Below are 12,730 nucleotides of genomic sequence, written 5' to 3'. Positions count from 1 at the left end.
TTAGAAACACGCCACAGTAGCAAGAAGGCCTGGGGAACTGAAGGGCAGTCGCGCTAACGACCACCCTTTATTGCCACTAGACCAACTGATCACCCACATGGAGGATTTTCATCCCATTGGTGCCGCCAATGGTGTGGTAGCTATCGCCTTTGGTCAGGATGACCCAATCGCCGGTTTCCACCAGGCCACGCTTGATCAGTTCATCCACCGCTGCCTGGCTGACCTTGCCCACTTCGTACGCGGACGGGTCGAAGGGCACGGTATACACCCCGCGCATCATTGCCACGCGCGCTTGGGTTTCGCGGTTTGGCGCAAAGGCGTAGATCGGCACCGATGAGCGAATCCGCGACATGATCAGTGGGGTATAGCCACTCTCGGTCAGCGCGATGATGGCCTTCACTCCAGGGAAGTGGTTGGCCGTGTACATGGCGGCCAGCGCGATACTTTCGTCGCAGCGGGTGAACTGGGTATACAGCCGGTGGCTGGACTTTTTGCTGGTGGGGTGCTTTTCAGCGCCCAGGCAGATACGCGCCATGGCCTGTACGGCTTCGATCGGGTAGGCACCGGCGGCGCTTTCAGCCGACAGCATGACCGCGTCGGTGTAGTCCAGCACGGCGTTGGCTACGTCAGACACTTCCGCCCGTGTAGGCATGGGGTTCTGGATCATGGACTCCATCATCTGGGTTGCCACGATCACGGCCTTGTTGTTACGGCGGGCGTGCTGGATGATTTTCTTCTGAATCGCGACCAGTTCGGCATCACCAATCTCAACGCCCAAGTCACCCCGAGCCACCATGACCGCGTCACTGGCGCGAATCAAGCCGTCGAGGCTTTCGTCATCGGCCACGGCCTCGGCGCGCTCGATCTTGGCCACCAGCCAGGCGGTGCCGCCAGCGGCGTCGCGCAGCTCTCGGGCGTATTCCATGTCCTTGGCGTCGCGCGGGAAGGACACGGCCAGGTAGTCCAACTCCATTTCGGCAGCCAGCTTGATATCGGCTTTGTCTTTCTCGGTCAGGGCCGGTGCGGTCAAGCCACCGCCGCGACGGTTGATGCCTTTGTGGTCCGACAGCGGGCCACCGATCAGTACCACGCAGTGCAGGGCATCCGCGTCGGCGCGCTCGACACGCATGACGACACGGCCGTCATCGAGCAGCAACTCATCACCCACGCCGCAGTCCTTGACCAGGTCTGGGTAGTCGATACCCACCACTTGCTGGTTGCCGTCCGTGAGGGGGTGGGCGGTGGAGAAGGTGAAAGGGTCACCGACTTTGAGTTCGATGCGCTTGTTGGTGAACTTGGCGATGCGGATCTTGGGGCCTTGCAGGTCACCCAGCAGTGCCACGTGGCGACCGTTGCGCGCGGCGATTTCACGAATCAGGCGGGCGCGTGCCTTGTGTTCGTCAGGCGTGCCATGGGAGAAGTTAAGGCGGGCCACATCGAGCCCGGCGAGGATCAGTTGTTCCAGCACCTCAGGCGAATTGCTGGCTGGGCCTAGGGTAGCGACGATTTTGGTACGGCGTACGGTCATGCACTGGCTCCTTAATTGACACGCCAAGGAAGGCTACTCCTCAATCGCGTTGTAGTCATTGACGGTTTGCACTACCTGCAAGCGCGAGACCCTACTGAAGAATTTCCGCCAAAGGCCGATACACTTCAGACGTAAAGGAGATCTCCATGCGAATGCTCATTGTAGTAACGATGCTGGCCGCGTTGGCCGGGTGCACCCGCTGGTCCATGGACCAGCATTTGAACAGCGCTTACCGAGCTTATGACGACGGTAATTGCGAGAAGGTCATGCTGGAATTGTCCCAGGTTGATCGCAAAAGCCGGTCGCGGCCCTATATCCGCCCTGAAAGCGCTATGCTGCGCGGCCAGTGCCTGGAGCGCCAGAACCTGTTCCCGGATGCAATGCAAACCTATCAATTCATTATTTACCAGTATCCTGGCAGTGAATATGCCTTCCGTGCCAAGGCGCGTTTACAGACATTGGAACAGCTAGGGCACTACCCGACCGGAGGTACTGCTACAACGGTGCCTCGGGCCAACTGAATGACCAGTGGCGCGATAGTTGCTGGCTGAGTGCTAGCCTTGCGTTAAGCTTAAGACCAAGAGGGCATTACGCCCTAGGGCCAGCCCGGTACACCCGGCTAGGGAACAGTGAACAGGCCATGTATATCGAACGTCGCATAGAACGGCACCAACTGCCGTACTACCTCAAAGTGTATAACCGCTATACCGATCGGCCGATCGGCTATCTGGGCAACGTTTCCGAAGCCGGGTTGATGTTGATCAGCAACGTGCCCTTGTTGGTCGGGCCGGATTTCGAATTGCAGCTTAAAGTGCCCGCCCACGACGGTGAACTGCAGTTGATCAACCTGACCGGCAGCTGCCTGTGGTGCCAGGAAGACACCACCCCAGGCTTCTATGATTCAGGGTTTATGTTGCTGGATGTGCCAGTGGAATACGAGCAACTGGTCGGCGCTTTGCGTCGGTATTTCAGTTTCCTTCCAATGAGCGCCTCGGCCTGACTTAGCGCCTGCTTGCCTGTTTCCTGTCAGTCACAGGCGTGGGCGTAGTGTTTGACCACAACGCTGGCCAGGCTATTACCGGTTGTTTGCACCACGTTCAAGCCTTCACTTATCAACGGATAGGCGGCCTGTTGGTGGGCGCTGAAGGCCTGTATCGCCCGGCAATACCCAAAGGCTTGCGCCTCGATTCGCACCGGTGCACGCCGCGCCTCTGCCAGCGCTTCGTCCAGTACATCGACAATGAGCAAGCGACGCTGCTGGGCAAGCTGGCGCAAGGGGGCTTGCAGGTCATCGGCATACCCAGGCAGCCGGGTAATCAGAACGATCATCGTGTTGCCTGGGGTGCGCTCTAAGAGGCGAGCGGTTTCAGCGACGAAGTCCACAGGCTGGCCGCCAGGTTGTACAGCATTCAATACACGATGAAGTTCAGGCAGTTGGCCTTCGCTGGCACTGGGCAATAACTGCCTGGGGCCCATGCCGGCATTAAGGTGCAGCCCTATGGGCCAGCCTTTGCCCAAGGCCGTGAAGGCCAGTGCCACCGTGGCATCCGTGGCGTGGTCCCAGAGCCGCCCGTGCGCTGTGCCTGCTTGTAGGGCAGGGCCGGTATCCAGCCACACTACAAGGGTGAGGGGCGGGGCTAACCGAGGCGGGCCGGGATGACCAGAACGCTCTGCTGGCCCTGAACCCTGAATCGCCAGGCACTCCAGGGCAGCGGTGTCTGGGCCGACCTGGGCGCGTTGAGGCAAGGCGAACGTACGGCGTACCTGCCACAACCCCAGCGGGCCACTGATCTGTAGCTCGCACTCGCCCAGGGCTACTGTTGCGCGGTAAAGCGGTTGTAGCCGGTACTCGAAGCTGGCCCGGTGGCGCGCGGGCATTTTAAGGCTACGGGGCAGGCCCTGCAGCTGTAAGGCTCTGGTACCAGAGCGAGCGGGGCGCTCGTTGAAATCCAGCCTGAGGCTGAACCCATAGGGGTTGATCACCGTCACGGGTACGCTGTGAAGTTGACCTGCTATTAGCCGCTTGGGTAGTACCCTTGTAGGGGGTGGAATCCGTAGGCGCAGCGCCAGGGCAATGTCCCCGAGGTTGGCCAGTAAAACGGCCATGAGTACCGCCCAGCCCACGGCCGCGCCTAGGCCGCTGGGCGCAATCATCGCCTCGCAGAGAAGACTCAGCGCCACCAGTGCAGCCGTCACGGCAATGGCCCGACGGCATGGGCGAATCATAGGGGGCCACTCATGGGCGGGGCGCGGCCACATGCTCGACCACCTCCGTCACCACCGCATCCAAGGGCGCCCCTTCCAAACGCTGGCTCGCGGCCAGGCGAACCCGATGGCGCAACACCCCCGGGGCACACCGTTTGATGTCCTCGGGTGCCACATAAGCCCGGCCCTGCAATAGAGCCCTGGCCTGCGCACAGCGGACCAATGCGATAGTAGCTCTGGGGCCTGCGCCCTGACTCAGTTGCGCACTGAAGCGGGTAGCGCGGACGATGCGTACGGCATAGCTGAGCAGTTGCTCATCCACTGTGATGGCAGCGCGCCTGGCTTTGAGCGCGACAACCTGGGCGGCAGTGAACGAAGGCTCGGGCGCGGCAATGGCTAGCATGTCTGGGGCGGGGGCCAGGCTGATTTCGCGCACCAGCCGAGTTTCATCGTCTTGGCTGGGGAAGGGCACCGCGACACCCAGGGTAAACCTGTCCAGCAACGCTTCCCCAAGGGCCGCCACGCCCGAACCCGCCAGGGGGTTACGGCTGGCGATCAGCATAAAGGGTGGGGTTTGGGCGTCTTGTTCATCGGCAAGGCGCAGGGCGTCGGCCAATGCAGCCTGTGTGGCCAGGCAAGCCTGCTCCAGCGCACTGACCAATAGCACCTGGCCAGAGCGGCTTGTAGTGCCATCGGCGGCTGTACCTGGGTATAGCGAAGTAGCAGCCAATGCCGGCTGGCTGCGCACTTCGCTCAAGCGCGCCCCGAAAGACAAGGCAAGGGCCCTGACAATCAGCCGTTTACCTACGCCTGGTGGGCCTTCCAGCAGTACATGCCCACCTGCCAGCAGGGCGATCGACAGCGCCTCGATCACTGCTGCTTGGCCAATCAGTACGGTACCCAGTTCGGTTTTCCAATGGGCCAGTGCCCTGGCCACGGCGTCTGGGGCGCCTGGCTGTGGGTCTTCGCTGTCGAATAGAGGGGTCATAAAGCATTCCTGAGGGCTTGAAGGCGGGCTACCTGTTGGCAAAAGCTGTTGGCACTGATCCGCCCCGCCGGGCCTGGCCGCAGGGCTTGGGCCACTTCGGCGGTCGAGGTCCGGGTGAGCTCGGCCACTAACTGCCATTGCTCCGCGACTGGCAGCTGGCTATAACCAGGGTGGCGGTGGTCGACATGGCGCTGCAGTTCTTCGCGCAAAACGCGTAGCGAATGCGCTCGGTTGGCGCTGCGATACAGGGCGCCCGCAGGCGGAGTAGGGCGCTTGATACGTGGTGGTGCCGCGCCGCGTTGTGCCGCTGCGCGGGCACCGAACAGGATCAGCAGCAGGGCCGTGCAGGCCAGGGTCAGGGGGTAATTCCCAAGCTCAGAAAGCAGGCCTCGCTCGGGCGCGCGGTACTGCATGATTACCTCACGGCCTTGGTTGAGGTACCACAGTAGCCAGGCATTATCGAACTGGCCGATGGCATGGTTGCGCCACAGGCCAGTGTCGCTGACCACCGTGAGCGTGCCCGCCCCCAAGTTGAGTTGAAGCATGTGAGTGCCTTGCGGGCTATTGGCCCAAGACTGTGCCAAACCATCGGCATCTTCCAAGTGCCGCCCTGGCGCGAAGCCTAGTAGCAGGGGCGCGTCCTGGCTTTCCAGGTAAAGCTCGGTCAAGGTGCTGCGCGCGGTCATGGGCGCTACGCCGGCGCTGGCGTAGGCATTGAGCGAGCGAATGTTGAGCGGGTCCAGCAAGGGGTCGCCACCGCCACCAGGTGTCCAATAGCCCTGAACGGTGACCAGCAAGCGCCCGCCGGCGTACACCCAACCTAGCAGCGCCTGGGCCTGGGGCGCGCTCATACGGCCGCGCTCGCCCAGCAGCAGCACGCTCAAGGCACTGGCGGGCCGCTGATTGAGTGGGCGCAGGTCTTGCGTGCGGGTCACTTCTACACCACGGTCTCGCAGGAAGCGCTCTGCCGCTAGAAATGGGTCGTCGGCCCGGTTCGCCCAGGCCGCTGCCCATGCCGCAAGTGCTATTACCAGTAATACCCCGGCTGCCCAGGCGGCCTTGGCTTGGCTCATGCGGCGTCATCTGTGGGGAACAGGCGTCGCCAGCCTTCGCACAGGCTGGCCCAGGCTGGCTTCGGTGGTGCATCGCCCGTGTAACGAGCCTGCAACCAGTGCCGGGTCAGCCGCTGGCTGAAATCCTCCAGGCCACTTAGGCGTAGGGCAGCCACCCGGGCCAGAATATCGGCTTCGGTATCGGCGCTGTCTATGCGCACGTGGTAGTCCGATTGCAACCGTGCGAGCAAGCCCCCATAGAGTCGCGTAACAGCCTGTACGGGCGCTTGGGGCCACAGGGCCTGGGCGTGTGACAACGCCTGAGTGTCTATCCCAGGTGCAGGCAGGGAAGTAAACGACACCGTTGGGAGATTATTCGCCGCCAGGCTGCCGGCCTGCGCCCGAACTATCAAGGTCAAGGCCGTAAGCCCGGCTATTGCGCCAAGCACGGCCAGTCCAGTCGAGGCTGAAAAACTCGAAGAGAACGTGGGTGCGGCCAGCACCTCGTTAATCGCCGCCCGTGCGTTAGGGCCGGTCAGTAGCGATGCCTGAGTGTAGGCGCAGGCAGGCAGGGCAATAGCAAAGGTGCCCAGGCTCACGAACATCCCAGGTAAAGGTGCGCCCTTGCAGGCTCGGCGAAGGAAGAGGGATAGTCCTGTAGACAGCATGGCCGTACATGGCAAGGGGCTTAGCTGGATGCTAGCCATGCGCAGGCGTTCCGGCAACCCGCGCTTCGCCTCAATGGTCGTCGGCCGTACACTGCACTAAGACTCGCACCAAGGATTTTCCGTGACCCACAGTTTGTTCTGGTATGACTACGAGACCACCGGCATCGTCCCCAGCCGTGACCGCCCCGTGCAGGTTGCAGGTATCCGTACGGACCTTGAGCTCAACGAAATCGATACGCCAGTGAACCTCTATTGCCGCCTGGCCGAGGACATTCTGCCCCACCCGGCGGCTTGCCTGGTCACTGGCATTGACCCTGCGCGCCTGCGAGACAAAGGCTTGACCGAAGCGGCCTTCATGGACCGGGTACAGGCCGAGCTGGGCCAACCTGGTACCTGTGGCGCCGGTTACAACAGCCTGCGTTTCGATGACGAAGTCACCCGTTACAGCCTGTACCGTAATTTCCACGACCCTTACGCAAGGGAGTGGCAGGGCGGCAACAGTCGCTGGGACCTGATCGACCTGGTGCGGGCTGCGTACGCCCTACGGCCGGAGGGTATCGAATGGCCAAGGGTCGATGGCCAGGTGTCGCTGAGGCTGGAGTTGTTGACCGCTGCCAACGGCCTGGAGCACGGGCAGGCCCACGATGCCTTGTCCGATGTGCGAGCGACCATCGCCTTGGCCAGGTTAGTGCGTCAACGCCAGCCACGCCTGTATGAATGGATGTTCGACATGCGTAGCAAGCACAGGGTGATCGAACGCATCCAGATGATGAAGCCCATGGTGCATATATCCGGGCGTTTCGGTGCCCAGCGTAATTACCTGGGTATCGTATTGCCTTTGCGCTGGCACCCGCGTAATCGCAATGCGTTGGTGGTGTGCGATTTGAGCCACGACCCCAAGGTACTCTGGGAGGAAGCGCCTGAAGTTCTGGCCCAGCGGCTTTATACCCGGCGTGATCAACTCGAAGGTGGGCAACTGCCCGTGCCGCTTAAGTTGATCCATGTAAATCGTTGCCCGGCCATTGCGCCTTTGACAGTGCTGGCAGAGAAAGATCGAGAACGGCTGCAACTGGATTTCTCGATTTATGAACATCGCGTTAAGAACCTTGTGCGCGCGCAGGATGTATGGGCACAAAAGCTCGACCATATTTACAGTAGCGACGAGTTCGCCCCCAATGAGGATCCAGAGCAACAGCTTTATGCCGGTTTTATCGGTGATCGAGATAGGCGTTTATGCGAGAAAGTTCGTGACTCCTCCCCCGAAGCCCTGGCGAGTCACGCTTGGATGTTCGATGATCCGCGCTTGCCAGAGTTGTTGTTTCGTTACCGCGCCCGGAATTATCCAAACACCCTCGACAAGGCCGAGCAGGCCATGTGGCAACAGTTTTGTCGCGGGCGGCTGACCGACCCGGCTTACGGCGCACCCCATACCCTCGCCAGTTTCGAACAGGCCCTGGCTCAAGCCTTGGTGGGGGCCAACCCGGCCCAGCGGGAGCTGTTAGGCCAATGGCAACAGTACGTAAATGGGTTGCGCCTGAAGATGCAGATATAAAAAAACGCCAGCAGGGCTGGCGTTTGAGCAGGGAACCGGGAGTTAACCCAGCAGAGTTGCCCAACCTTCGACTTCGTCGCCGCCCCACTTGGCTTTCCACTCTTTCAGCGTTTTATGGTTGCCCCCTTTGGTTTCGACGATTTCACCATTGTGCGGGTTCTTGTACTGCTTGACCTTGCGGGCACGCTTGGTGCCAGTAGTTTTAACAGGCGCGGCACGACCGGGCTTAGTATTGCGTGCTTCTGGATCCAGCAGGGCGATGATATCGCGCAGGGACTTCTGGTATTCGCCCATCAGGTCACGCAATTTGCCTTCGAATTCCAGCTCGGTTTGCAGGTTTTTGTCCTGAGACAAGCTTTGCAGGCGGGCTTGCAGTTCTTTGATGGTTTCTTCTGTGGTGCGGTATTCGTTGATAAGTGACATGACACTACCTATGAATGGGTTGACGATCTGCGCCGATAATAAACATGTCGGTAAATAGAGTAAAGATTAAGCTGCGTTCTTCTGAGTTATCCCCTAAACAGCAAGCCTGGTATTTTATTTCCTGATGTTTATTCGCGGCGTGAAATGACGCTCGCCTTGATCCGAGTTCGGCCACTGTGCTGGAGCCTGCAGCGGCATTATGGCTACTGCAGAATCTTGTGGTAATCGATAGAATGCTTCTCTTTTTCGATGTACTGGAGCTTTACCGATGCACACTTTCCGGCTGGTGATTGCCTGCCCCGACGGCGTTGGCATTGTTGCCAAGGTCAGCCACTTCCTGGCCTCGCACAATGGCTGGATCACCGAGGCCAGCCACCACTCCGATGAGCAAAGCGGGTGGTTCTTCATGCGTCATGAAATCCGCGCCGACAGCCTGCCTTTCGGACTAGATGAGTTCCGTGCCGCTTTCACGCCCATCGCTGAAGCCTTTTCGATGGTTTGGCACATCACCGATTCGGCCTGCAAGAAGCGCGTTGCGCTTATGGCCAGCCGGGAGTCTCACTGTCTGGCCGACCTGCTGCACCGCTGGCACAGCCAGGAGCTGGACTGCGATATCGCCTGCGTGATTTCCAACCACGAAGACCTGCGCAGCATGGTGGAGTGGCACGGCATTCCTTATTACCATGTGCCCGTCAACCCGCAGGACAAACAGCCTGCGTTCGCCGAAGTGTCCCGGCTGGTTAGCGAGCATGCCGCCGATGTGGTAGTGCTGGCCCGTTACATGCAAATTTTGCCGCCGCGGCTATGCCGTGAATATGCCCAGCGTGTGATCAATATCCATCACAGCTTCCTGCCTTCGTTCGTAGGGGCAAAGCCCTACCATCAAGCCGCTGCCCGTGGCGTTAAGCTGATTGGCGCAACGTGCCATTACGTAACCGAAGAACTGGATGCCGGGCCGATCATCGAGCAGGATGTAGTACGCATCAGCCATAGCGACAGCACCGAAGACATGGTGCGCTTGGGGCGTGACGTCGAGAAAATGGTCCTGGCCCGTGGCCTGCGCTACCATCTTGAAGACCGTGTATTGGTTCACGGCAACAAGACCGTAGTGTTTGACTAACCCTTGGTAGAGGAGGCCGCATGGCAAACCCCTTTGACCGTGCGACCTCCGTTGCGCCGCCCACGCTGGGGGAGGGCTGCACCACCCGTTACGATCCCAGCGCCTTGAGCGACAGCGACGGCACGCACTTCCCCGATGCCCAGGCATTGTGGAAGGCCCTGTACTCTGAACAGAATGACACTCTACCGGTAGAAGCCAGCAAAGCTGGCGAACCCGGCTTAATCTCAGCTTGCCCGAAAGGCCATTAGCCGTCGCAGCAGGGGCTTCCCGACCATCAATACGAACACAGGCGCACCGGCGAGCAAGTAGAAATAATAGGTCACCACCCGCCAGATCAGGATCGCCGCCGCCGCGGTGGGCTTGCCAACCATGGGGGCGAGCAAGGCCGCGCTGGTAAGCTCCGCGGCACCCGCTCCTCCAGGCAGCAGGCTGAATTGCCCGGCGCTGAGGGACAGGATTTGCACCAGAAAGCTCCAGGCCCAGGCCAAATCCGATCCCAGCCCTTTCAACGCCAACCACAGCACGCTGAACCGCAGGCCCCAGTGAGAGCAGGTGAGCAAGAACGCCAGGGCAAGCGAACGCTTGGGCATCCCCAGGGTATCCTTAAACGCGTGTATGAAGTGCAACCAGCGCCGCGCCCAACGCCAACGGTGAGGCCTAGACATGCGCAGGCGCGCCAACAGGTAGCCGGTCAGGGCCACAAACTGGCGTTGGTGTCGGCCAATAGCCCAGCAGGCCAGGAGCGCCAGCGCCATCAGCACCGCGCTGCTACCCAGCAACCATTCCAGGCGGCTGCTCAAGTTGTGGAATACGGCGTACAACAATACGCCTATTACCGCCAGGCCGAAAAACAGCAGGTCGCTGAGCTGGTCCATGGCGAATACTGCGCTGCTGCGTGCGGTACCTATACCGTGACGGTTGAGCAAGGCCACCAGCGCCAATGGCCCCCCACTGCCGCCAGGGGTCGCGCAAATGGCAAATTCCGTGGCCATGACCATGCCAACGGCTCTGGCCAAGCTGAGGCGTTTGCCCTGTGCCTGCAGCAGTACCCGCAGGCGCAGCGCGTTAAGGGTCCAGCAGGCGCCGATCATGGCGAACAGTGCCAATAGCAAGGGCAAAGGAAAGCCTTGCAGGCGGCTGAGCAATTCGCCACCCCCCAGGGCCCATGGCAACGCGATGGCAATGGCCAGGGCTACCACGAGCCATGCCAGGCGTTTCATGCCGCTAGGGCCAGGGTGTCACGGGCCGCGAGCCAGTCCAGTTTGGTCTGCGCTACACGGCCGCCAGCCAATAGCCGGCGCAGGGTCGCGAGCCAGTACTCCCGGGACTGCGAGAAGCGCATATCTACCGGATGCAAGCCCAGCCTGATGCAAGGCGCCTGTTGCCACTGTTTGAGCTGCCATTCGCTGACGGCCTGGGACATGCCACGGCGCCATGCGCTTCCGGCGCTCCAAACCAAGCCTGGGGCTTTGATTTTCTCAAAGGAGGGCAACCGATACAGATGCTGAGGGTCGCTGGTATAACTGAAGGGCAGTTGACGCAGCGCCTTTCGGGTGCCCTCACTCATCAACCATGCAGGGGCCACGAAGCCCTGCACGGGCCACTGGTAGCGCTGGAAAAGTTCGGCGCCCCGGCTCAGGCGTTCCAAGGCTTGGCGCTCGGCTAAGGTATAGAACTCGCCCTCCCAGGTGTACACCCGGCGCATGAACCATTCCCATGGCGTGCGTGGGGCAGGGGCATCGTCCGCATGGTAAAAGCCATGCAGCGCCAATTCGTCTCCCGCCGCCAGCCGTTGATCGAGCAACTGGCGAAACGCTAAGTCGTTTTCCAACGGGTTGCGGTGATGAAAGTCTGGCACCACGAGCAGCGTCATGGGTACGTTGCCTAGGGCATCTACCGCGTCCACGAAAGGCTGGTAATCAGGCCAGGTTTCAGGTGCAACGTCGTGCAGTACCAACAGCACGCTTGGCGGCTGCCGGTTGGCGCGCTGTTCAACCATGGGCAGCCACCGGCAGGCCATAGCCGCTCTGCACGGCCTGGTAATGACCAAGCAGGCCATTAACCACCGCGCCCCAGGCGTACTCGCGCTCCACGTAGGCCCGTGCACGTTTGCCCCAGGCGGCAGGGTCCCGATCAAACAGGTGACGCACGGATTCGGCCATGGCCCCAGGGTTGTAAGGTGGGCAGCGTAAACCGCCTTCGTCGGTGATCAGCTCTTTGAAGGCGCCGGCGTCCACCGCCACCACGGGAATACCGCTGGCCATGGCTTCGAGAATGACCAGGCCGAAGGTTTCCTGATTGCCAGCGTGCAGCAGCACATCGGCGCTGGCCATTAATCTGGCCACTTCTGGAATAGGGCAGAAGTGGTTGATCACCGAAACGTTAGCCGGAACATTGGCCGGCATATTCGAGCCTACCAACAGCAAGTGATAGTCCGCCCCCAAGTGCCGCATGCACTCAAGCAGCACCGGAATATTTTTTTCCTTGGAGCCCCGGCCCGCAAAGATCAGCAGCCGAGCGTCTTCGGCGATGCCCAGCTGTTTACGCATTTCAGGGTCGCGACGGGACGGATGGAACACTTCGGTATCCACGCCTAGGCGCTGCACATATACATCACGCACACCCAGGCGGCTAAGCTTGTCGGCCATCACTCGGCTAGGTGCCAGCACGCGGTCGAAGTTGCCATATAACTTGCTGACATAGGCTTCCACGTTGGGAGTCACCCAGTTGCCCATACGGTTGCTTACCAGCAGAGGAAGATCGGAGTGGTAAAACCCGATCACAGGCACATCCAGTTGGCGGCGCGCATCAAGGGCCGCCCAGGCGGTCAAGTAGGGGTCACCTACTTCAATAACATCAGGTTGCAACTCTCTAAGTACATTGCACCAGGGTGCAAGGCGTACAGGAAAACGGTAGCCATTACCAAAGGGTAGTGCGGGCGCGGGGACTCGATACACGCCGTTGTCCTCGCTCAGGCTTGGGCCAGGGATCAACAGGCTATGGCGAATACCGGCTCTGCCGGCCAGCCGACGGTGTTTGGCATCAAGGTAAGTCCTCACCCCGCCGCTGGCTGGGGCGTAGAACATGGTGATGTCAGCAATGTGCACGTTCAGCTTCCTTCCGGGCCGTGGTCCCTACCATGGACCCTTATGAACTTTATATGTTCGATCAGGCGGCTTCGTTTAAAGGGAGCA

General features: G+C 60.7%; 14 protein-coding genes. 5 read left to right on the top strand and 9 right to left on the bottom strand.

Translation table 11 applies throughout. From position 1 onward, the window contains the following. Nucleotides 1–76: 76 nt before the first annotated feature. A complete protein-coding gene (pyk, locus tag ACWKV4_RS14975; RefSeq protein WP_483832877.1) occupies nucleotides 77–1,528 on the bottom strand; it encodes a pyruvate kinase in 1,452 nt (483 codons plus the stop codon). A gap of 146 nt (nucleotides 1,529–1,674) precedes the next feature. Here pyk and ACWKV4_RS14970 point away from each other — a divergent pair, with 146 nt between their 5' ends. Beyond that, nucleotides 1,675–2,049 carry a tetratricopeptide repeat protein gene (locus ACWKV4_RS14970; protein ID WP_483832876.1) on the top strand — a complete coding sequence of 125 codons (375 nt, stop codon included), beginning with the start codon at nucleotides 1,675–1,677 and terminating at the stop codon, nucleotides 2,047–2,049. Nucleotides 2,050–2,168: 119 nt separating this feature from the next. Further along, nucleotides 2,169–2,528, top strand: a complete 360-nt coding sequence (locus ACWKV4_RS14965) for a PilZ domain-containing protein (protein WP_483832875.1) — start codon at nucleotides 2,169–2,171, stop codon at nucleotides 2,526–2,528. 26 nt (nucleotides 2,529–2,554) lie between these two features. Here the strand turns inward: ACWKV4_RS14965 and ACWKV4_RS14960 are convergent, their stop codons facing one another. Genes ACWKV4_RS14960 through ACWKV4_RS14945 form a run of 4 tightly spaced genes read right to left on the bottom strand, consistent with a single transcriptional unit; the run spans nucleotide 2,555 to nucleotide 6,372 of the window. Beyond that, a complete protein-coding gene (locus tag ACWKV4_RS14960; protein ID WP_483832874.1) occupies nucleotides 2,555–3,754 on the bottom strand; it encodes a DUF58 domain-containing protein in 1,200 nt (399 codons plus the stop codon). Nucleotides 3,755–3,764: 10 nt separating this feature from the next. Then, nucleotides 3,765–4,721 carry an AAA family ATPase gene (locus ACWKV4_RS14955; protein ID WP_483832873.1) on the bottom strand — a complete coding sequence of 319 codons (957 nt, stop codon included), beginning with the start codon at nucleotides 4,719–4,721 and terminating at the stop codon, nucleotides 3,765–3,767. After that, nucleotides 4,718–5,794, bottom strand: coding sequence for a DUF4350 domain-containing protein (locus ACWKV4_RS14950; protein ID WP_483832872.1), 1,077 nt, complete (start codon nucleotides 5,792–5,794; stop codon nucleotides 4,718–4,720). The genes ACWKV4_RS14955 and ACWKV4_RS14950 overlap by 4 nt, the downstream gene beginning before the upstream one ends. Continuing rightward, the gene (locus tag ACWKV4_RS14945) at nucleotides 5,791–6,372 is read right to left on the bottom strand and encodes a DUF4129 domain-containing protein (protein WP_483832871.1); all 582 of its coding nucleotides are present in this window, start codon (nucleotides 6,370–6,372) and stop codon (nucleotides 5,791–5,793) included. The genes ACWKV4_RS14950 and ACWKV4_RS14945 overlap by 4 nt, the downstream gene beginning before the upstream one ends. Nucleotides 6,373–6,562: 190 nt before the next feature. On the opposite strand from ACWKV4_RS14945, the gene sbcB reads away from it, so the two are divergent. Further along, complete coding sequence (sbcB, locus tag ACWKV4_RS14940; protein ID WP_483832870.1) at nucleotides 6,563–7,993, top strand: exodeoxyribonuclease I; 1,431 nt, start codon at nucleotides 6,563–6,565, stop codon at nucleotides 7,991–7,993. A 42-nt stretch (nucleotides 7,994–8,035) separates the two neighbouring features. Here the strand turns inward: sbcB and mvaT are convergent, their stop codons facing one another. Continuing rightward, nucleotides 8,036–8,416, bottom strand: coding sequence for a histone-like nucleoid-structuring protein MvaT (mvaT, locus tag ACWKV4_RS14935; RefSeq protein WP_483832869.1), 381 nt, complete (start codon nucleotides 8,414–8,416; stop codon nucleotides 8,036–8,038). 268 nt (nucleotides 8,417–8,684) lie between these two features. On the opposite strand from mvaT, the gene purU reads away from it, so the two are divergent. Next, a complete protein-coding gene (gene purU, locus ACWKV4_RS14930; RefSeq protein ID WP_483832868.1) occupies nucleotides 8,685–9,536 on the top strand; it encodes a formyltetrahydrofolate deformylase in 852 nt (283 codons plus the stop codon). Nucleotides 9,537–9,556: 20 nt separating this feature from the next. After that, nucleotides 9,557–9,784: a hypothetical protein gene (locus tag ACWKV4_RS14925; RefSeq protein WP_483832867.1), complete on the top strand. Its 228-nt coding sequence runs from the start codon at nucleotides 9,557–9,559 to the stop codon at nucleotides 9,782–9,784. Here the strand turns inward: ACWKV4_RS14925 and gpgF are convergent. The 3 genes from gpgF to gpgS are packed head-to-tail and all read right to left on the bottom strand — an operon-like array spanning nucleotide 9,761 to nucleotide 12,643. After that, nucleotides 9,761–10,756, bottom strand: coding sequence for a glucosaminyl phosphatidylglycerol flippase (gene gpgF / locus ACWKV4_RS14920; RefSeq protein ID WP_483832866.1), 996 nt, complete (start codon nucleotides 10,754–10,756; stop codon nucleotides 9,761–9,763). The two genes, ACWKV4_RS14925 and gpgF, sit on opposite strands and share 24 nt — an antisense overlap. Then, nucleotides 10,753–11,535, bottom strand: coding sequence for an N-acetylglucosaminyl phosphatidylglycerol deacetylase (gpgD, locus tag ACWKV4_RS14915; RefSeq protein ID WP_483832865.1), 783 nt, complete (start codon nucleotides 11,533–11,535; stop codon nucleotides 10,753–10,755). Before gpgD ends, gpgF begins: the two co-directional genes overlap by 4 nt. After that, nucleotides 11,528–12,643 (bottom strand): N-acetylglucosaminyl phosphatidylglycerol synthase, encoded by a 1,116-nt coding sequence (gpgS, locus tag ACWKV4_RS14910; protein WP_483832864.1) that lies wholly within the window; start codon nucleotides 12,641–12,643, stop codon nucleotides 11,528–11,530. Before gpgS ends, gpgD begins: the two co-directional genes overlap by 8 nt. Nucleotides 12,644–12,730 lie beyond the last annotated feature (87 nt).

It is taken from the genome of Pseudomonas artemisiae, from assembly GCF_057128685.1.
Note: the sequence above shows the minus strand (reverse complement) of the source record. Positions and strands in the feature narration are given on the sequence as shown.